20 protein-coding genes are annotated in these 21,459 nt (G+C 33.9%); 19 read left to right on the forward strand and 1 reads right to left on the reverse strand.

The window, feature by feature from the left end; translation table 11 throughout:
- Nucleotides 1-130: 130 nt before the first annotated feature.
- The 5 genes from ACUXVC_RS09500 to ACUXVC_RS09520 all read left to right on the forward strand — a co-directional run bounded on the left by ACUXVC_RS09500 (nucleotide 131) and on the right by ACUXVC_RS09520 (nucleotide 4,775).
- Nucleotides 131-1,348 carry a substrate-binding domain-containing protein gene (locus ACUXVC_RS09500; RefSeq protein WP_098126087.1) on the forward strand — a complete coding sequence of 406 codons (1,218 nt, stop codon included), beginning with the start codon at nucleotides 131-133 and terminating at the stop codon, nucleotides 1,346-1,348.
- Nucleotides 1,349-1,437: 89 nt separating this feature from the next.
- Complete coding sequence (locus ACUXVC_RS09505) at nucleotides 1,438-2,211, forward strand: ABC transporter ATP-binding protein (RefSeq protein WP_446026019.1); 774 nt, start codon at nucleotides 1,438-1,440, stop codon at nucleotides 2,209-2,211.
- Complete coding sequence (locus ACUXVC_RS09510) at nucleotides 2,189-2,890, forward strand: branched-chain amino acid ABC transporter ATP-binding protein (protein ID WP_098126086.1); 702 nt, start codon at nucleotides 2,189-2,191, stop codon at nucleotides 2,888-2,890. Before ACUXVC_RS09505 ends, ACUXVC_RS09510 begins: the two co-directional genes overlap by 23 nt.
- Before the next feature lie 21 nt (nucleotides 2,891-2,911).
- Complete coding sequence (locus ACUXVC_RS09515) at nucleotides 2,912-3,772, forward strand: branched-chain amino acid ABC transporter permease (RefSeq protein WP_089170816.1); 861 nt, start codon at nucleotides 2,912-2,914, stop codon at nucleotides 3,770-3,772.
- A gap of 49 nt (nucleotides 3,773-3,821) precedes the next feature.
- Nucleotides 3,822-4,775, forward strand: coding sequence for a branched-chain amino acid ABC transporter permease (locus ACUXVC_RS09520; RefSeq protein ID WP_141558597.1), 954 nt, complete (start codon nucleotides 3,822-3,824; stop codon nucleotides 4,773-4,775).
- A 93-nt stretch (nucleotides 4,776-4,868) separates the two neighbouring features.
- Here ACUXVC_RS09520 and ACUXVC_RS09525 read toward each other — a convergent pair whose 3' ends face one another.
- Nucleotides 4,869-5,657: a LysR family transcriptional regulator gene (locus tag ACUXVC_RS09525; RefSeq protein ID WP_446026020.1), complete on the reverse strand. Its 789-nt coding sequence runs from the start codon at nucleotides 5,655-5,657 to the stop codon at nucleotides 4,869-4,871.
- A 120-nt stretch (nucleotides 5,658-5,777) separates the two neighbouring features.
- On the opposite strand from ACUXVC_RS09525, the gene ACUXVC_RS09530 reads away from it, so the two are divergent.
- From ACUXVC_RS09530 to ACUXVC_RS09595, 14 genes are all read left to right on the forward strand, one after another.
- The gene (locus ACUXVC_RS09530) at nucleotides 5,778-6,326 is read left to right on the forward strand and encodes a DUF4865 family protein (protein WP_098126083.1); all 549 of its coding nucleotides are present in this window, start codon (nucleotides 5,778-5,780) and stop codon (nucleotides 6,324-6,326) included.
- A 42-nt stretch (nucleotides 6,327-6,368) separates the two neighbouring features.
- Nucleotides 6,369-6,788, forward strand: coding sequence for a tautomerase family protein (locus ACUXVC_RS09535; protein WP_023521709.1), 420 nt, complete (start codon nucleotides 6,369-6,371; stop codon nucleotides 6,786-6,788).
- Nucleotides 6,778-7,101, forward strand: coding sequence for a carboxymuconolactone decarboxylase family protein (locus ACUXVC_RS09540; RefSeq protein ID WP_000787201.1), 324 nt, complete (start codon nucleotides 6,778-6,780; stop codon nucleotides 7,099-7,101). The genes ACUXVC_RS09535 and ACUXVC_RS09540 overlap by 11 nt, the downstream gene beginning before the upstream one ends.
- A 153-nt stretch (nucleotides 7,102-7,254) precedes the next feature.
- Nucleotides 7,255-7,698 (forward strand): MarR family winged helix-turn-helix transcriptional regulator, encoded by a 444-nt coding sequence (locus ACUXVC_RS09545; RefSeq protein ID WP_098976642.1) that lies wholly within the window; start codon nucleotides 7,255-7,257, stop codon nucleotides 7,696-7,698.
- Nucleotides 7,699-7,818: 120 nt separating this feature from the next.
- The gene (locus ACUXVC_RS09550) at nucleotides 7,819-8,874 is read left to right on the forward strand and encodes an LLM class flavin-dependent oxidoreductase (protein WP_098976643.1); all 1,056 of its coding nucleotides are present in this window, start codon (nucleotides 7,819-7,821) and stop codon (nucleotides 8,872-8,874) included.
- Between the two features lie 591 nt (nucleotides 8,875-9,465).
- On the forward strand, nucleotides 9,466-10,869 hold the full coding sequence (gene cydA / locus ACUXVC_RS09555; protein ID WP_061660361.1) for a cytochrome ubiquinol oxidase subunit I: 1,404 nt from the start codon (nucleotides 9,466-9,468) through the stop codon (nucleotides 10,867-10,869).
- A complete protein-coding gene (gene cydB / locus ACUXVC_RS09560) occupies nucleotides 10,856-11,872 on the forward strand; it encodes a cytochrome d ubiquinol oxidase subunit II (RefSeq protein WP_144465415.1) in 1,017 nt (338 codons plus the stop codon). Before cydA ends, cydB begins: the two co-directional genes overlap by 14 nt.
- Nucleotides 11,872-13,593, forward strand: coding sequence for a thiol reductant ABC exporter subunit CydD (gene cydD, locus ACUXVC_RS09565; RefSeq protein WP_144465416.1), 1,722 nt, complete (start codon nucleotides 11,872-11,874; stop codon nucleotides 13,591-13,593). Before cydB ends, cydD begins: the two co-directional genes overlap by 1 nt.
- Nucleotides 13,590-15,314, forward strand: a complete 1,725-nt coding sequence (gene cydC / locus ACUXVC_RS09570; protein ID WP_098126081.1) for a thiol reductant ABC exporter subunit CydC — start codon at nucleotides 13,590-13,592, stop codon at nucleotides 15,312-15,314. Before cydD ends, cydC begins: the two co-directional genes overlap by 4 nt.
- A 131-nt stretch (nucleotides 15,315-15,445) precedes the next feature.
- Nucleotides 15,446-16,594 (forward strand): hypothetical protein, encoded by a 1,149-nt coding sequence (locus ACUXVC_RS09575; protein WP_098126080.1) that lies wholly within the window; start codon nucleotides 15,446-15,448, stop codon nucleotides 16,592-16,594.
- A gap of 107 nt (nucleotides 16,595-16,701) precedes the next feature.
- Nucleotides 16,702-19,263 (forward strand): glycosyltransferase, encoded by a 2,562-nt coding sequence (locus tag ACUXVC_RS09580; protein ID WP_098126079.1) that lies wholly within the window; start codon nucleotides 16,702-16,704, stop codon nucleotides 19,261-19,263.
- A gap of 19 nt (nucleotides 19,264-19,282) precedes the next feature.
- Nucleotides 19,283-20,413, forward strand: coding sequence for a DegT/DnrJ/EryC1/StrS aminotransferase family protein (locus ACUXVC_RS09585; RefSeq protein ID WP_078993415.1), 1,131 nt, complete (start codon nucleotides 19,283-19,285; stop codon nucleotides 20,411-20,413).
- The gene (locus ACUXVC_RS09590) at nucleotides 20,406-20,972 is read left to right on the forward strand and encodes an acyltransferase (RefSeq protein ID WP_001084185.1); all 567 of its coding nucleotides are present in this window, start codon (nucleotides 20,406-20,408) and stop codon (nucleotides 20,970-20,972) included. Before ACUXVC_RS09585 ends, ACUXVC_RS09590 begins: the two co-directional genes overlap by 8 nt.
- Nucleotides 20,973-21,156: 184 nt before the next feature.
- Nucleotides 21,157-21,378 carry a hypothetical protein gene (locus tag ACUXVC_RS09595; protein WP_000459099.1) on the forward strand — a complete coding sequence of 74 codons (222 nt, stop codon included), beginning with the start codon at nucleotides 21,157-21,159 and terminating at the stop codon, nucleotides 21,376-21,378.
- Nucleotides 21,379-21,459: the final 81 nt, after the last annotated feature.

The raw sequence follows: 21,459 nt of genomic DNA on the forward strand, positions 1-21,459 counted from the left end.
ATATTTGTGCCGAATGTAGAGGGTACTACAAGAGTTTTCCATTATCTATCGAATTAGTTAGTCATGATTACGGACAGGGGATTTTGGCGTGTTTGATTCTATCAGAAAGTAAAGTATGGGGAGGATCACAATGTCGATGAAAAAACGTAAGTGGCTAAAGACGATGTTTACTGGTTGTGTTCTAGGTTCATTATTAATAACGGCAGCTTGTTCAGGAAAGAAAACAAGTACAGAGGATGAAAAAACGATTAAGGTAGGGGTCCTTGCTTCTTTAACAGGACCGCTAGAATCGTATGGAAAACAAACAGTGAACGGATTTGAATTAGGGTTAGATTATGCAACTGGTGGAACTGGGAAAGTAGATGGGAAAAAGATTAAGTTTGTTGTAGAAGATACAGAAACGAAAGCGGATGTAGCAGTTAAAAAAGCTACGAAGTTATTAGAAGAAGAGAAAGTTGATTTTTTAGTTGGATCGTCTAGTTCAAGTGATACGTTAGCGGTTTTACCACTGGCCGAAGAATATGAAAAGATTATGGTTGTAGAACCGGCAGTTGCGGATAGTATTACCGGGAAGAACTGGAATAAATATATTTTTAGAACTGGAAGAAGTTCCTCACAAGATGCGATTGCAGGAGCAGCAGCAATTGCGAAAAAAGATGTAAAGATTGCAACATTTGCCCCAGATAACGCTTTTGGTCGTGAAGGGATTGCTGCATTTAAAGCGGGTGCGAAAAAATTAGGTGCGAGCATTGTGAATGAGCAATACGCGGATACAAATTCAACAGATTTTACAGCGAATATTCAAAATATCATTAGTTCAAAACCAGATTATTTATTTATCGTTTGGGCAGGGGCAAATTCTCCTTGGAAACAGTTGAAAGATATGAATGTGGAAGCGCAAGGTATTAAAATTTCTACAGGTGCGCCAGATATACCAGCATTAAAAACAATGGATGCATTAGTAGGTATGCAAGGTTTTTCTGTATATTATCACACACTTCCAAAAAATAAAGTGAATGATTGGCTAGTTGAAGAGCATAAAAAACGTTTTAATGGTGTAGTGCCAGATTTGTTTACAGCGGGAGGAATGTCAGCAGCAATTTCTATTGTAGAAGCTTTAAAGAAAACAAAAGGTGATACAGATGTAGATACCTTGATTAAGAAAATGGAAGGAATGGAATTTGATACACCGAAAGGAAAGATGAAGTTTAGAGAGAAGGACCACCAAGCGATGCAGACGCTGTATTCTATCACATTGAAAAAGCAAGATGGTGTTGATTATCCGGTGCCAGTGTTAGAGCGAGAATTAACGATGAAAGAAACAGAACCACCAGTTCAAAATAAATAGACTGAATTTTCTGTTGTTTTTGTATAAAGAGGGGGGACCCTCTTTATACATATTTCCTTCATACTCACGGCTTTAAAGGGAGGGATTTCGTGACACATTTGCTAGAGACGAAAAATCTTAGTGTATCTTTTGGTGAACATCAAGTTATTAAAGATGTAAATTTAACTGTCCAAAAAGGAAAGCTCATTTCTATTATCGGGCCAAATGGTGCGGGGAAGACAACGTTATTTAATTTACTAAGTGGACAGATTTCACCCACAACAGGTGAAGTGTATTTTAAAGGGCAAGATATTACAAAACTATCGATTTCAGATCGAACACGCTTAGGAATCGGTCGCTCTTTTCAGCTTACAAACATATTCCCAGAATTAACGGTACTTGAAAATGTCCGTTTAAGTGTTCAATCATTCGTACAAGATTACTATAGTTTTTTCCCGAGCCCAGCAAAATTAAAGCAACAAGTTGGAGAGGCGAGACGTTTCTTAAAAACAGTATTACTTCATGAGAAAGAGAACGTATTAGCGAAAGATTTGGCACATGGAGAGAAAAGAAAGCTAGAACTTGCGATGTTATTAGCTTTAAAAACGGATGTGTTATTACTTGATGAGCCGACGGCAGGTATTTCGGTTGAGGAAGCCCCTGCTATATTACAAGTGATTGAAAATATTAAGAAACATCCAGAGAGCACAATTGTACTTATCGAACACAAAATGGATATGATACTAGGTTTGTCAGATCATCTTATCGTTTTATTTCATGGAGAGTTATTGGCTGAAGGATTGCCTGAAGAAATTATGAAAGATGAGCGTGTACAAAGTGCTTATTTAGGGGGATTATATAGTGGAACTATTACAAGTGAATAATATAGAAACGTATTTAGATCAGTTTCATATTTTGCAAGGAGTATCTCTTGCTGTTGAGAAAGGGACGATTACTGTACTGTTTGGTAGAAATGGGGCAGGGAAAACAACGACATTACGTTCAGTGATGGGGTTTCACCGCATTGCAGATGGTGAAATTTATTATGATAGTGCAAAAGTAAGTGGATTACCTACACATTTAATTTCAAGGAAAGGAATAGGGTATGTACCAGAAAATCAAGGTATTTTTCATGATTTGACAGTAGAAGAAACATTCGCTCTTGCTAGGGGGAAAGGTGAAGAAGTAGAAGGGAAAATAGAGTGGATGCTGGAACTATTTCCGGATTTAAAGCAGTTTTGGAATAAGAAAAGTGGGCTCTTGAGCGGAGGGCAAAAGCAAATGTTGGCTATTTCAAGAGCGTTTATTAATAGTGATGGATTATTACTTATTGATGAACCGAGCAAAGGACTATCCCCGATAATGGTGGAGAAATTAATGGTAGCTATTTTGAAGATGAAAGAGAAAACAACAGTTTTACTTGTTGAGCAAAATTTTATGATGGCTAGTCAAATTGGCGATTATTTTTACATTATGGATAACGGACGAATTGTTCATAACGGTTTTATGAATGAATTAAAAAAGGATAAGGAAATGTGTCATAAATATTTAGGAATCTCTTAACATGAATCCGAGGTGAAAAGGATGGATGTGTTAATCAATTTATTTGTAAATGGGATTTCAACAGGGATGCTCATTTTTTTGTTAGCATCAGGTCTTTCACTTATTTTCGGTCTAATGAGCGTTTTAAACTTTGCACACGGTGGTTTATTTGCGTGGGGAGCATTTACAGGTGTTTGGTTATTTAATATGACAGGAAGTTATATATTAGCTTTAGTTGGAGCAGTAGCTATGGGAATGTTCCTAGGATTTATTTTAGAAAGGTTTCTTATTAGACCAGTATATGGAAATCATGTTCGACAGCTGCTCGTTACGCTTGGGGGAATGCTCGTTCTTAGTGAGTGTATTAAAATATTTTGGGGGCCAAACCCTATTAGTGCAAAATTACCGTTATGGTTACAAGGAAGTTTTACATCCGGAGGTATTATATTAATTAAATATCGTCTATTTGTTATTTTGATTGGGGTAATTATTTACATTGCACTACTATTATTACTCAAAAAGACGAAGATAGGTCTTATGATCCGTGCAGGTGTAATGGATAAAGAAATGGTTCAAGCGCTTGGCATTAATGTAAAAGCGATATTTTCTTTCGTCTTTTTATTAGGAGCAGGGATGGCAGCTTTGGGAGGTTTCTTATTAGCACCGTATTCGGGCGTTATTTTCGCCGAGATGGGCATGCAGTATGCAATTTTAGCTTTTATAGTAGTAATTATCGGAGGATTAGGAAGCGTACAAGGTTCAGCTATTGCTTCTTTAATTGTCGGATTAGCTGGTGCTTTTACAGCGTATTTTATACCAGATTTATCACTTGCAATTAATATGTTAATGTTACTATTTTTCTTAATAGTAAAGCCAACTGGGCTTGTTGGTGAAAAGGGGTGAAATGGTGAACAACACATTGGACCGAATTAAAGTATACTTCGGAGTATGTATGCTCATTTGTTTAAGTGTATTTCCGTTCGTAAATGATTCACGGAGCCTGTTAATTTTGTTCACTCAAATCTTCATCTTTGCTATTTTTGCAATGAGTTTTGATGTATTGCTTGGGTATACAGGAATTGTATCGTTCGGTCATTGTATGTTCTTTGGTATAGGAGCATATGGGGTAGCGCTTTTATTTGATCGACAAGGCGTATCAATAACGAACTTTTTAATTGGAATAGTAGCTGCAATTATCATTTCAGCAATCGTTAGTTATATAATTGGTTTACTTTCTTTACGATTGAAAAGTCATTTTTATGCAATGTTAACACTTGCTATTTCACAGTTGTTTTTCGTACTTGCTGAAAAATGGCGTGGGCTTACTCACGGAGGAGATGGTTTTACATTTGGGGTACCAGAAATATTCCGTGATCGTTTTACTTTTTATTATGTATCACTTGTATGTTTATGCTTCATTTTTATTCTATTACGTCTTTTTACAAAGTCTTCTATTGGGAAAGTATTAAAGGCAATTTCACAAAATGAACAACGTGTTGAAGCACTTGGATATAAAGTCCTCCATTATAAAATAATCGCAAGTGTAGTCGCAGGAATAGTAGCTGCAATTAGCGGTGGTTTATTTGTTATTACATTGCGCTTTGTCAATACGACTGTATTTTCAATTGAAATGACACTAAATGCACTCTTAATGACAATGATTGGAGGAGTCGGAACATTAATTGGAGCTATTGCTGGGTCTGGGATTATTGAATCACTAAAATATTATTTATCAGAACTAGCGACGGAATATCCGATTTTTGAAAGATGGACGATTATTCTAGGTTTATTGTATATTATCGTGCTACTCGTTTTTCCGAAAGGATTGGTTGGGACGGTTAAGAAATTGAAGAGTTTTAAAAGGAATAAAAAGGAGAAAAGTACAGAAGTGGAGCAAAACGTGTGAAAAATCAATTGTATACAAAATAAAAATCCCTCTTTTATATTCGTTAAAGAGGGATTTTTATTTTGAAAAAAGTTTGTAATCAAAGTCATTTTATTAATCAAATAGTTCATCAGGGATATGCTTTATAAAGGTTTGATTCGTAAAAAAATGAACAGCTAAATTCTCAAGGGGAACATCTTCAATTATAACTAATGTATCATTTTTAATCGGTAAAAAAGCTATTCCTTTTCCATCATTAATAAACTCTTCCATAAGCGAATAAGAATCCAACTGTTGAAGTTGTCGCAGAGATAGATTGTTTTCTTTTAGAAATTGTATTGTCTTATTCCTAAAAGGGCACTTTTTGTCATTGCTAACGAAGAAAATTTCTTTTGAATAATCAATGGTACATTTTTCTTTCGCTTTTAATAAGCCTACAGAAATTGAGGTTGTGAACACTTTTTTAAACGATGCGTCAGGATAATCCTCATAAGTTAAGACCATATCAACTTTTTGTTGCTGCAGTAATTTTTGCAAATGACTACTACTTTCTACATATATTTGATAATTTCTGAAATTTACTTTAATACGCTTACTTAAATAATTTGTCAAAATAGATTGTGACGTCGCTATTATATAAGAAGAACCACTCGTTTTAATTTCATCTTTTACTTCTTCTAATAGAGTTAATATTTTATTCGTGTAATCTAATAAAATGTCACCAGCAGGTAACAAGGAAACACCTTTGTTATCTCTATGTAGTAAAGGCGTTTCTAATTCTTGTTCTAATTTTTTGATTCGCTCAGTTACGTTCGGTTGAACATATCCTAACTCTTTAGCAGCTTTACTAATAGAACCCTCACTGGCCACAGTTTTGAATATAATAAGATCATTTATTTCCATGTATCTCAGCCCCTTATGCACTATCATTATAAATGATACCAAACATAATTTATACCTATTTTACGTTAGCCACTTATCGATTTATCATAATGTATATAAGATTGAAAGCGAGTGATAAACATGATTGGAATGCAATATAAGGTCATTCTTCCAAAGGATTATGACATGGAAATTATTAAGAAAAGGGTAAAGGATAATGGCTATAAAACTGATGGTTTCCAAGAACTAAATTTTAAAGCTTATTTAATTACGGAAACGGAGAAAGACGGGAATTTTTATAACTGCTATGCACCTTTATATATTTGGAATGGTCATGAAGGGATGAATAAATTTATCTTTGAAGGGTATTACGATAACATTTTACAATCTTTTGGATGGCAACAAATACATATAGGTGTTCCATTAGTGGTTAATCTAAGTGATGGATTTAAGAAAAGTAGATATGTTGTTGAATATGCAGGAAGTATTTCTCAAAGTCAAACACTGATTGGGACTCAATTAAGCACTATGAATGAAGATGTACAAAACAACGAAAAGTGTTTAGGGAATGTAATCGTTTATAATCCGGATAAATGGGGGTATAGTAGGTTTGAGTTTTATGAAGAGAAGCCTGATATTGTAGTGAATAAGGGTGTTACAGTATATGAGATTTTACACATTTCACGATGAAATTTTGTTGTATATTAAAAATAAGAAAAGGAATGAAAGTCTATGCCTTTTGTGAAGATTTATTATTCTGAAAACATATTAAATGAAGAAGAGTTGGAAAAAATGGGTGAATGTATCCATCTTTCATTAATTGAACATTTTAACATCCCTGAAAATGATTATTTTCAAATGTTCTTACCTTACCAACAAAACAAATTTTTATATAATCCATATTATTTGTTGGAAAGAGGAGAAAAGAGAACAGAGAATATGATTTATGTTTCTATTACATGTGGACCGGGAAGAACGGTGCAACAGAAAAAAGATTTGTATCAATCGGTATCCTTGAAAATTACGGAATATTCCGACGTTAAAACTTCGGATATTTTTATTACACTAAATGAGACAGCTGCTGAAAACTGGTCATTTGGTCAAGGAATAGCACAAATGGTGAAAATAAAGGGAGAAAAAAATGAAAAATGAACTTATTGAAGTACATATTAAAAAGAAAATGAGAGAAATGTCACCTGCATTTGCTCATTATAGTGAAAAGATATTATTTGAGGAAGTGTGGCGGGATGCCACTTTAACATTAAGAGAAAGAAGTTTGTGTACTGTGTCAGCACTAATCAGTCTCGGTAATACAGAACAATTACAATTTCATCTGAAGCTAGCTAAACAAAATGGGGTTATGGAGAATGAATTGGTTGCATTAATAACACATATGGCTTTTTACGTTGGTTGGCCAAAAGCTATGGCAGCTTTAAATATAGTAATGAATGAAATGAAAAGTTAAGAATAATGATAAGTAAGAATTCATGTTTATATGAATTCTTACTTATCATTATTTATGCAATACTCTATCTCTATATTTATTACATTTTATCTTGCTTTTTTATCACTTGCGTAGTAAAGTGATAGTAAGATGAACGCTAGGAAGTGATGAAACATGCGTGATAATACGATAGGATCATTAATATGGTTACGTTTAATACGATTTACGAACCAAAGTAATCAAATGTCAAATGAGTTTTTAAAACGTTTTGATTTAACGACAGCTCAATTTGATGTGCTTTTGCAAATACGTACGTATCAACCACTCACACAAATGGAGTTAGCTGAAAAGGTAACTGTTACACAAGGTGGCATTTCTCGAATGTTAACTCGTCTTGAAAAAGAAGGATATATTGTACGAAAACAAGATTGGAAAACGAAAACAATTAGTCTTACAGAGCAAGGAGAAGCAGTTTTAGAGAGAGCATTGCCAGAGCAACTTGCATTTCAATCTTCGTTTTTTGATGATGTATTAAATGAAGAAGAGCAGAAAATATTATACGAGCTGATGACGAAAGTTCATAAGCATAGCGAAAAAAAAGAATTACCGCAAGAGTAATTTTTTTTACATCATCAATTGACTAATCAAGTGATGGGATAGGTAATACGGAGATATACTTGACTTACCAACGTTTTTAGAAGAAAAGTTAATACTACTTTATTAAAGGGGAGAGTAACTATGGAAAAATACCGTATCGATACAAAAAAAGGAATTGAGTTTGGGTTATATTCAATTGGCGATCATGTTTTAAATCCACATAATGGGGAGAAAATTACGCCAGAAAAAAGAATTCACGAACTAATTGAAACAGCTAAGTTAGCAGATGAGGCAGGGCTTGATGTGTTTGCTGTAGGTGAAAGTCATCAAACGCATTTTACAACGCAAGCTCATACAGTAATTTTAGGTGCGGTCGCGCAAGCTACGAAAAATATAAAAATTGCAAGTTCCGCAACGGTATTAAGTACATCTGACCCAGTTCGAGTATATGAGGATTTCGCTACCATTGACTTGATTTCTAATGGTCGTGCTGAAATCGTAGCTGGTCGTGGATCTCGTATTGGAGGATATAGTTTACTTGGTTATGACGTGAATGATTATGAAGAATTATTTGAAGAGAAGATGGATCTTTTATTAAAAATTAATAACGAGGAACATGTAACATGGAATGGACAGTTCAGAGCACCGCTCGCACATGCATCGGTTATTCCAAGAGCGAAAAATAATAACTTACCAATTTGGCGTGCAGTTGGAGGTCCACCAGCTAGTGCAATTAAAGCAGGACGTGCAGGTGTGCCAATGATGATAACAACACTTGGTGGTCCAGCAATTAACTTTAAAGTGTCAGTAGATGCTTACCGCGAGGCTGCTCAGCAAAGTGGATTTGATCCAGCTAGTTTACCAGTTGCGACAACGAGTTTATTTTATACGGCAAAAAATTCACAAGATGCACTTAGTGAATATTACCCTCACATTAATGCTGGTATGCTTACACTGCGCGGTGGTGGGTATCCGAAACAGCAATTTACAAATGCAATAGATTACCGCGATGCTTTAATGATTGGTAGCCCACAACAAATCATTGAGAAAATGCTTTACCAATATGAATTGTTTGGCCAACAACGCTTTATGGCACAAATTGATTTTGGCGGTGTACCATTTGATAAAATTGAGAAAAATATTGAATTAATTGCTACTGAAATATTACCAGCCGTTAGAAAACATACAGCAAAATAAATAAAAAAACTGGGAGTCTAGTTGACTCTCAGTTTTTTATTTGTTATGGAAAAATGACAAAAAAATGAACTTTTAGTCGAGGGAGAGGGAAGTTATTTTCTATTTTTGAATAACATTATTTCGAGTTTGAATTTTGAAAATACATTTTTCTCTTGACAAAAAATAAGCATTTATCGAGGGTAGTTTCGAGGACATTTTTTCGGTTGAAAGTCAAGTGTATGAAGAAAAAACGATTGTTTTATAGATATAAAAGTAAGAAGTATATTGAAAAAACACATTTTGCTAATGAAAAAAATCTGATTCAAAAAAATGACAAAAGACATATTTCAGACAAAATGATGTCAATAATACGTCAAAAATAACCTGAATTTACTATGCAGGTATATTATACAATTCGATTAACGAATAAAACACTACAGAAATAGTGAAAAGGTAAAAATTAGCATTGCAATAGTTTGAAAAACTGAAACTTCATATTTTTCGACAATACATACAAAATGTTTTTGTCTTTTCGTATTTCTTAATAATTGAGTTTGATAAGATTGCTCAATTAACTTTTATTATAAAAACTATGAAGGAAGTGATTTTAGTATGGAAACGCTCGAATTGGCACGAATACAGTTCGCATCAACAACGATTTTCCATTACTTTTTTGTTCCGCTGTCAATTGGTTTAGCTTTTATTATTGCGATCATGCAAACGTTGTATGTGGTAAAAGGGCAAGAAGTATATAAGAAGATGGCAAAGTTTTGGACGCAATTATTCCTTATTAACTTTGCAGTAGGTGTAGTAACAGGTATTTTACAAGAATTTCAGTTTGGTATGAACTGGTCAACGTATTCACGTTTTGTAGGTGATGTATTTGGTCCCTCGCTTGCAATTGAAGGATTACTGGCATTTTTCATTGAGTCTACATTCCTAGGTTTATGGGTATTCGGTGAGGATAAATTACCGAAGCGAATTCACTTAATGTGTATTTGGCTCCTTTCAATTGGAACGATGTTATCAGCATTCTGGATTTTAACTGCAAGTGCATTTATGCAGTCACCTGTCGGGTATGAAATGGCAGCTGATGGTCGTGCACAAATGAATGATTTCTTAGCCATTATTCAAAACCCACAACTATGGGTACAATTCCCGCATACAATTACAGCAGCAATTGCAACAGGTGCATTCTTTATTGCGGGTGTAAGTGCATGGAAAATTACAAAAGGACAAGAAACTGTAGTATTTAAAAAATCTTTCCGCATTTCTATCATTGTTGGAACAATTACAACGGCGCTTGTATTATTCTTCGGTCATGCACAAGCGCAACAATTAATTAAGACACATCCAATGAAGATGGCGGCAGCTGAAGCGCTATGGAATACAAGTGAGGATCCAGCGCCATTTACAGTATTTTCGAAAATTGATACAGAGAAGAAAGAAAATTCGTTTGAAATTCAAATCCCTTATATGCTAAGTCTATTATCGTATGATAAGTTTAGCGGTCAAGTTGAAGGGATGAATCAAATTCAAAAACAATATGAAGAAAAATATGGACCTGGAGATTATATTCCTCCAGTGCATACAATGTTTTGGAGTTTTAGAGCGATGGTAATGAGTGGAACATTCATGCTTCTTCTAGGAGCTTACGGATGGTTCTTATCAAGAAAAGATCGTTTAGCTGAAAAAACGTGGTATTTAAAATTAATGGTGTATGCAATTTCTCTTCCATTCATCGGTAATACAGTAGGGTGGATTATGACTGAAATGGGTCGTCAACCTTGGGTTGTATTTGGTGTAATGAAAACAGAAGATGCTGTATCACCAAATGTAACATTCGGTGAAGTATTATTCTCACTTATTTCATTCACATCAATGTATTTAATTATGGGTGGAATTTGTGTGTACTTATTTATTCGTACCATTAAGGGCCACAAGAATAAGAAAACGAAAAAGGATTATCAAAGCCATGATCCATTTGATAAGGAGGAAGAGTATGTTATCTCTTAATGAGTTATGGTTTTTAGTTATTGCAATCTTATTTGTTGGATTCTTCGTACTGGAAGGTTTCGACTTTGGGGTAGGGATGGTTTCGAGGTTTTTAGGAAAGAATGATTTTGAAAAACGAGTTTACTTAAATACAATAGGACCGTTCTGGCACGCGAATGAAGTATGGCTTGTTTGTGCTGGTGGAGCCATGTTTGCGGCATTTCCGCACTGGTATGCAACTTTATTTAGTGGTTTTTATATTCCGTTTGTATTTATGCTTCTTGCTTTAATTTTAAGAGGTGTTTCCTTTAAATTTCGTGCGAAAATAGATAATCATAAATGGAAGAGTGCGTGGGATTGGGGGATGTTTATTGGAAGTATGTTACCTCCTATCCTTTGGGGAGTTGCGATTGCAAACTTTATGGTAGGTGTACCTATTGATGAGAGTAAAAATGTTGTAGGTGGATTCCTGCAATTACTTCATCCATTTGCTTTACTTGGGGGAGTAATGTTTCTCCTACTATGTATTGTTCACGGATTACAATTTCTTACGTTACGTACAACTGGTAAATTGAGAGAACGTGCACGAATTGCTGCAATAAAAATTGCACCATTTTCATTAATTACACTTCTCGTTTTTGCTGGTGTGGGGTTATGGAAAACCGACATTTTCACTGCTCATGGAACAGAATGGATTATGGTACCAATCGGAGCTTTTGTAGCACTATTAGTGTCCACTTTATTAAATAAAAGAAGAAGAGATGGTTGGGCTTTCTTTATGACGAGTTTAACAATCATTTTACTAAGTGCGAGTGTATTTATCGGTATGTTCCCACGTGTTATGATTAGCTCTTTAGGAGCAATGAATGATTTGACAATTTACAACGCAGCATCAGGAGCTTATGCATTAAAACTTATGACTTACTTTGCGATTGCTATTTTGCCTTTCGTTATCGGAAGTCAAATATGGAGTTATTATGTATTTAGACAACCTGTTAAGTCAGACAACGATTTGGAGTACTAATGAAAAGAAAAAGAGGACTTCCGTCTTATCCCGGTAGCCGTATTTTATATGTAGCGTTAACGATTATTAGTATTTTAGAAGCTTTTAGTATTATTGCGCAAACAATCTTTTTAGCACGAGCTATTACGTTTTTATTTCATGGAGAGACAGTACAAACAATATTAAGTGAAATTGTTTATTTTGGTATCGCGTTTGCAGCGCGTAACATAGTAGTTCGAACATCACAAATATTAGTGGAACGTTTTGCCGAAAAAACAGGGTCGTTATTAAGAAAACAATTGATAGAGGCATATTTCACATTAGGTCCAAGGTATGTTCAAACTGTTGGAACGGGTCATCTGGTTACCTTATCAATCGAGGGGATTGAGAAATTTAAAACATATATTGAATTAACGATTCCTAAAATGATTAGAAGTAGTATCGTTCCAGGTCTAATTGTACTATATGTTTTTACGCTAGATATTGAGTCTGGAATCATTTTAGTTGTAACGATTCCTATCGTGATTATATTTATGATTCTTCTCGGATTAGCAGCGCAAAAAATGGCAGATAGTCAGTATGAGATATATCGTGTACTTTCGAACCATTTTGTAGATACGTTAAAAGGTTTAGAAACATTAAAGTATTTAGGGAAAAGTGAACAGCACGAAGGGAAGATTGAAAAAGTAAGTAAAAGATATAGAAAAGCAACGATGCGTACTTTGCGAGTTGCTTTTCTTTCTTCTTTTGCATTAGATTTCTTTACGAGTTTATCAATCGCGTTTGTGGCAGTTGGATTAGGGATACGTTTAATAGATGGAACGATTATACTATTACCAGCCCTTACAATTTTGATTTTAGCTCCGGAATATTTTCTGCCGATTAAACAAGTGGGAGCAAATTATCATGCGACATTAGATGGACAAATTGCGATGGAGCAAATAGAAGAGATTTTGCAACAACAAAAAGGAATACAAAAGAAAGATTTAAATGAAGATATAGTATGGAATGCCTCTAGTAGCTTGAAATTACAAGATATCAAAGTTAATAATGCTGAATCTGAAAAGGCTATATTAGAAGGGATTAATTTTACTTGGGAAGGTAACGGTGCTATTGGTGTTATTGGTGAAAGTGGTGCAGGGAAATCGACGTTAATCGACGTATTAGCAGGTTTTTTATCTCCTTCGAGTGGAAAGATTTTAGTAAATGGTATAGAAGTTGATGGATCTACTCGTGAAGATTGGCAAAAAAATATTGCTTATATTCCGCAGCAACCTTATATTTTTCCGCTTTCATTAAAGGATAATATTCGTTTTTATGAAACAAATGCAACAGATGAAGAAGTTGAAAGAGTTATTAATGAAGTCGGCCTTTGTTCACTCGTTACATCACTTCCAAATGGGATGCACGAAAGAATTGGAGAAGGTGGACGTATGCTAAGTGGCGGGCAAGAACAGCGTGTTGCTATGGCGCGTGCGCTTTTAAGTAAAAAACCAATCATTTTATTAGATGAGCCTACGGCACATCTTGATATTGAAACCGAATTTGAAATAAAGCAAGCGATGTTACGTCTATTTAATGGAAAGTTAGTATTTTTAGCAACTCACCGTCTACATTGGATGAAACATATGGACCATATCCTTATTTTAAATAAAGGGGAAATGAAAGAAAGTGGGACGTATGAAGAACTTTTAGAGAATGAGACATTACATTTTCATAGGGAAGAGAGGGGAGAGAAATGAGTAACTGGGTTAAACCTTATATAAAACAAAATAAAGGTAGAATGACTTTAACTATTTTCCTTGGTCTTCTTGGAGTTAGTTCAGGAGCGATGTTACTTTTTATTTCAGGTTATTTAATCTCAAAATCTGCCCTTAGACCAGAAAATGTAATGGCTGTATATGTTCCTATTGTTGCAACAAGAGCGTTTAGTATAGGGCAAGCTGTGTTTCATTATATAGAGCGCTTAGTCGGACATGATGTCGTACTACGTATATTAGAAAAAATGAGAACGAAGCTATATAGAATCGTAGAACCACAGGCGTTATTTTTCCGTTCTCGATTTCAAACTGGTGATATGTTAGGAGTGTTATCCGAAGATATAGAGCATTTGCAAAACCTATATTTACGTACAATATTTCCTAGTATATTAGCGCTAGTTGTTTATAGTATCTTCGTACTTGTTATCGGTGCATTTGATTTTGTTTTTGCACTTATTGTAGGTTGTATGTTAGCTATTATCGTGTTTCTTCTTCCATTTGTATCATTACTTTTGATGAAGAAACACCATGTTACTTTAAAGCAAGGCAGAAGCCGTTTGTATCAACAACTGACAGATGCTGTTTTTGGATTATCTGATTGGCAAGCAAGTGGTCGTAAAGATGAATTTATTAATGAGTATGTAAAACAAAATGATCAGTTGTTAAAAATCGAAAAGAGAGTGAAACGCTGGTATCATATTCGGGAAAGTATCATTCAATTAGTAGTAGGTATTGTAGTTATTTCGATGATCATATGGACTGGGAATGGAGCGGCAAGTGAACAAATTGCTCCTACAGTTATCGCAGCTTTCGTATTAATGACTTTATCTGTAACGAACGCGCTTATTCCTATTGCAGATGCCATCGATCGAATCCCGTCGTATGTAGAATCTACCCATCGTCTTAATGGCGTAGAAAGTCATAGTGTTTTACATGATGAAATGGATTTGCATGGAGAGAAAGATTATATTGAACCAAAACATGTAGATATTGAACTGAATCACGTATCGTATAGTTATCCAGATAGTAATGAAATTGTATTAAAAGATGTATCATTACAAATAAAAGCAGGGAAGAAAATTGCTATTTTAGGGAGAAGTGGGACAGGAAAATCTACTTTACTAAAATTGTTAACAGGGGCGTTAAGCCCAGTAAATGGCCAAGTTGTATTGAATGGTGAACGAGCTCATACGAATCTTTTATCTAAATATATTTCTGTATTAAATCAAAAGCCGCATTTGTTTGATACGACAATTGGAAATAATGTACGAATTGGCAAACCGGAGGCGACGGATGAAGAGATATGGAAAGCTTTAGAGAAAGCACAACTAGCTTCACATGTTACTTCTCTTCCAGACGGATTACAAACAAAAATGCATGAAATGGGAAAGCGGTTTTCTGGTGGGGAAAGACAAAGGGTTGCTTTTGCTAGAACTCTTATGCAAGAAACACCCATCATTGTACTTGATGAACCGACTATCGGTTTAGATCCGAAAACAGAATTATCTTTAATTGAAACAATGTTTTCTGCAACGGAAGAAAAGACGGTTATTTGGATTACGCACCATCTTGTAGGAATAGAACATGTAGACGAAGTTATATTCCTTGATCGTGGCCAAATTGTCATGCAAGGTAGTCATAAACAACTTCTGAAAGAAAATGAAAAGTATCGTAAACTTTATGAGTTAGATAAAGGAATATAATTTGAATAAGCAATAATTGTAAAAATAGCTACGCCTAATGGTGAAGCTATTTTTTTGTTAGATTGCAGGTGTATATGATTGTTACGAATTAAAAATGAATTTCATATTATACATATAATGGAGGGATGTGCATGAAGGAGCAATATAAAATCATTGTTTTAAGTGATGAATTATCAGGGGATAGGATTCGAAATACATTAGACAAAAATAAATGTAAAACAATAGTTCATGTTGTAGACGTTTCAAATGTTGTTCGAATAGAAAATTCTTTTCAATATATAGTCATTTGGAGAGTGGACGCAGAAAAACTTACAAATGACTTGATAAATAGGGGCGTGCAAAGTTCAAAAATTATTAATTTAACAAAATACATGTATGAATGGAAGGACAAATTAATTTCTATCTATCAAATAAATCCGGATCTTATGTCTTTATACATTTCTATGGAAAAAGCAAAGAGTGATCCGACGTATGAATTGTTTGCTACCGGTTTGTCTTATCCACATTGTGGCATAAGTACGGAGCTCCTCTCAAAAAAGTCAATAAAATTAACACTTCCATCTCAAGATCTATACTATGATTATTTAATAGCGTCACAACTTCTTTCAAACACTCATTCATTTCAATATTGTTTAATAGGAATAGCCTATTTCTCGTTTTTCTTTGATATGTCGTTATCATCTGAATCGTATAGAATTCACAAAGTATATTATCCATTGTTTCAAGATGGTCATCATACTGTAGTTCATTCTCCTCTACCCACTGATGGATTCTTACATCTAAATACTCCGAAACCACTTCTTTCTATTTTTAATTTGCATTTTGAATATATTTTATTAGATGAACTAAAAGATGAATCATTGATACTGCCTTGGATAAATGCTGAATGGAATATCATTCCACTTCACATTCCTTTTGAAGAACACGGGAAAATAAGAGCAGCTTCACATGCTAAATTGGCGTATCCTCATACTTTAGTTGAAAATAAAATGATTTTTAAGAAATATTTAGAATTACTGTTAAAAAACGATATAAAGCCATTAATTGTTGTATTCCCTGTTACTTCACATTATTTCAATTGTAGTAGTAAGAAATTAAAAGAAGATTTTTATAAAGTTATAAATGAGTTTCAAACTCAATATTCTTTTCAAATTATAGATCTATTTGATTCGCCATTATTTTGTGAGGATGATTTTTATGATAGTGATCATATGAATAAAAAAGGTGCAAATAAAATGTCCGCGTTATTAAATATGTTTATTCAGGAACGAAAAGTATGATATTTTGTTTCATGTTTGCATAAATGTATATAGGCTCCATACAGTTAAAGTAATGTGATTTTTGTGTCGCGTATATAAATAATATGCGAAGAGGTGAGAGAGTTAAAATGAGAACTCGTATTGAAAGAACTGAAGAGGTGGTAGAGCAACTTCCGTTGGTAAGTGTATTAATTCCTACGTATAATCGTCCTCGTTACTTTGAAAAGGCGTTATGTAGTGTATTAGAACAAACATACCCTAATATAGAAATTATAGTTGGAGATGACAGCACGAATGATGAAACAGAAAAAGTGTTACAAAAATACTTATGTGATCATTCAAATATTATTTATATAAAAAATAGATCAACTCTCGGACAATTTGAAAATGCGTTAATGTTATTTCATGAAGCGAACGGTGAGTATATAAATTTTTTAATGGATGATGATGTATTTCATGTAAATAAAATTGAAAAAATGATGAAGTATTTTTTCCATGATTTAGATAATGAAATTAAGCTTGTAACATCTCATCGTCAAGTAATTGATGATAAAGGGAAAGAACTGCGACATATTTATTCAACTGTCCGTTTATTTGATGAAGATACGATTATAGAGGGAACAGAATTAGGAAATAAGGTAATAGTGGATCAAAAAAATTATATTGGAGAACCGACAACAGTTTTATTTCGTAAAAATGATTTACAAGAACCATATGGGATTTTTGATAAGAGGCGGTATTTATGTAACGTAGATATAGCTTCATGGTTAGCTTTATTAAGTAAAGGAAAAGCAGTATATATAGCAGAAACACTTAGTTACTTTCGATTACATCCAGATCAACAGTTAAATGAATCTAATAAAATGATGGATGGGTTAGAAGATTTTTCACACAGTATTATAGCAGGAGAACAATATGGTTTCTTATCCACCGAAAAAGAGTTAGACAAAGCGATAACTAATTTTCTAGATTATGCAAGAAGGATAGTTCCATCATCCATATTATATACATTAGACTATTACCAAAAAATTAGAGAGAAGAAAATAAACATAGAAAAGAAAAAACAACATATAAATAATAATTCTTCTTTACCGAAAGTAAGTATACTTATTCCTGCGTACAATAGACCTTATTACTTAGAATTAGCGCTCAACAGTGCTCTGAATCAAACATATGAAAATATAGAAATTATTATTTCTGACGACAGTACAAATAATGAAGTCAATGCTATGATTCAACCGTACTTACGTGAATATGAGTGTATTACATATGTTAAAAATGAAACGCCGTTAGTTGCCGAAAACTTTAATAAGTGTGTAGAACTTGCGGATGGGGACTATATAAACTTTTTATTAGATGATGATTTATTTCATCATGAAAAGATCGAGAGAATGATGCAATACTTTTTGACGTTAGAAAATATTTCATTTGTGACGTCATATCGTGAACTGATTGATGAGAATGGAGAGATATTACCACCTTCAACATTGAATATGAAAATCGCGAAAGAAACTACACTTTTTGAAGGAAAAGAATTAGGGAATTATATGTTAAAAAACTTAAAAAATGTAGTTGGTGAGCCGACAACTGTTTTATTTAATCGTGATTTGTTTGACGGGAAGTTTGGGTATTTTAAAGGAAAGGCTTATTCTGCTATTAATGACATTGCAACTTGGCTAGATATGATGAGGAAAGGAAAAGTAGTTTATATACAAGAACCTCTTAGTTATTTTAGACAACATAGTGGCCAAAATCAAAAACAAATGCATTTTATTTTAATGACAATTGAAGAGTGGATTGAATTAATTATAGATGCATATAATAGTGGATTTTTAAGCTCCGAAAGTGAGTATAAAGAGAGTTTATCTTATTGTTTAGAAAATGCGGGATTTATAGTTAAGGATGCAGTAAGAAATGGCGAACTAGATCAAATTTATAATGAAAAGATAAAAAAAGGGTTAAACAAGTTAGTTGCTCATATGTTCGAGAAAGAATCTTGTTATTGTCAATATTGCAATAAACAATTTGAAAAATTTTCACCTTGGCCAGCACATTATGATTTTCCGAAATATAAATTTGAGATGTGGAATAAAGATACAGGGATATGTCCAGTTTGTAATTCGATGGATCGTGAAAGATTGTATCGTGCGTACATTGAAACGGAAACGGACTTGTTAAATAGAAACTATACAATGCTTCATATTGCACCTGAAGCGAAGTTAAGAGATTGGTTTAACGAGTATAAAAATATTACGTATGTATGTGGTGACTTAGAACCAAAGGATCCATTAATGAAGGAAATTGATGTTACAAGGATTACATATGATAGTAATACTTTTGATGTAATATTGTGTAGTCATGTGTTAGAACACGTTCCTGATGATGACAAAGCAATGCGAGAGTTATATAGAGTGTTAAAGCCAAATGGATGGGGAATTATTCAAGTACCAATCGTAATGAATGTAGATTTTATTGTAGAGAATGAATTAATTGTAACACCACAATTGAGGAAACTAGCTTTTGGTCAAGAAGATCATGTGAGAATTTATAATCAATCGGGATTTATTCAACGATTAATGAATGCAGGATTTAAGGTAGAATTATATAACATAGCAGAAAAACAAGGAATGAAAAGTGCTAGGAAATTTGGATTATCTGAAACAGATATGCTCTATATTGTCCGAAAATGATAGGAAGGAATAGATAGATATGGAGAATATTCCTTTTTTACGTGCTTCAACTGTACCTGTAAGTGAGTATTTGGACGAATTGAAGGAAATTGATACATCTCACATATATACGAATTATGGACCTATAAATCAACGTTTTGAGGAAACAATTATGTCGTCATTTTTTCAAAACAGGGGAGCTGTTACAACAGTAGCAAACGCAACGTTAGGGTTAATGGCGGCTATTCAACTAAAGAAAAGAAGAAAGGGAAAGTATGCTCTCATGCCTAGCTTTACATTCCCTGCGACTGCCTTAGCCGCTATTTGGTGTGGACTGGAACCTTACTTTATTGATATTTCAATAGATGATTGGTATATGGATAAAACGGTACTTTTGGATAAGATAGAAGAATTAAAAGAAGAGGTTGCGATTGTTGTCCCGTACGCCACCTTTGGATCATGGATGAACTTAGAAGAATATGAAGAATTAGAGAAGAAGGGGATTCCGGTTGTCGTAGATGCGGCGCCGGGATTTGGATTAATGAATGGAGGGATGCATTACGGTCAAGATTTTAGTGGAATGATCGTATATAGCTTTCATGCAACAAAGCCGTTCGGAATTGGTGAAGGAGGGCTCATATATAGTAAAAACGAAGAAGATATACAACGTATTAAAAGAATGGGGAATTTCGGATTTGATAAAAATCGTGAATGCACGATGATGGGGTTTAATTGTAAAATGTCTGAATACGCAGCAGCTATTGGGATTGCGACTATAAAAAAGTGGGATCAAAAATTAAAAGAACGCACCCGTATTTCTGAATGGTATAAACAGTTGTTACAAAATACTGGGCTAATGAAAAAAGGATGGAATGTCCAAAAGACAGAAGCAGTTATTCACCAATTTATGCCTATCATTTGTCCAGAAGAAGTTCGCAACATACAAGTAATAGAAGAACTGAAAAAACAGAAAATAGAAGCTAGATTATACTTTTCACCATCTTGCCACCAACAAGTTCTTTTTAAAAACTATAAGTCTACAGATTTAACAAAAACGAATAAAATAGCAAAACGAATCGTAAGTTTACCTTTATGGGAAGGAATGACGAAAGAACTAGTAGAGCAAATTGTAATCTGTTTAGAGCAGAAGGTGGTGTCGGTAGATGAATAGTTTTTATAGTCAAGAAGAACTAAAGAAAATTGGATTTTTATCTGTTGGGAAAAATGTATTGGTTAGTAAAAAAGCAAGTATATATAATCCGAGTGCTATATCAGTTGGCAATCATGTAAGAATTGATGATTTTTGCATTTTAAGTGGTAAAATCACAATTGGAAGTTATTCGCACATATCAGCGTATACAGCGTTATATGGAGGGGAAGTTGGGATTGAAATGCATGATTTTGCAAACATCTCAGCTAAAACAATCGTATATGCAGTACTTGATGATTTCAGTGGAAATACATTAATGGGGCCAACCGTCCCGAATCAATATAGGAATGTGAAAGCAGAAAAAGTTATTTTAAAAAAACATGTGATTATTGGTGCTAATTCTATTATTTTTCCAAATGTAACGGTAGGAGAAGGAACGGCAGTCGGCGCGATGAGTATGGTAAAAGAGAGTTTAGATGATTGGTATATTTACGCTGGAGTTCCCGTAAGGAAAGTAAAACCTCGTCAAAAAAAGATGCTAGAGTTAGAAATTGATTTTTTAAAAAGCATTCATTCTTAACAAAAAAGAATGAATGCTTTTTATTTTTATCCCGCTATTTGCTGGTAAAGATTCGACTGGTGAGGGCTAATTAAAGTTTCACTTTATGATAGAGCGGAGTGTATCTTAACTTATTATGTTTTAAATTTTGCTGACCAAGGCAATACTGAGCCATAGTGAATGTAAAGTTGGAGGGCGAGCGTATATGTTTGATGAGGATGGGATTGTTTTAATTATGGAACCAGCTGATGAAAGAAACTTGAGGAGATTTATTTTTTCAGTGCCAAAGTCAGTGTATGAAAAGAAGGGGCTTACATTACACTATGGAACAGCTATAGGACAAGGATATATGGATATAATTGAAGATATTATAAGCGTACATATAGAAATAGATGTTGTAACGATAATAGGGCATGTAAGAGGATAAATAGCTATTTGAAAAAGGTTATAAACAATTTAGCTAGAAGTTATGTATAGAGAAAATTACAGACAATGATAAAGACGAAGG

The sequence above is a fragment of the Bacillus sp. N6 genome, assembly GCF_052805735.1.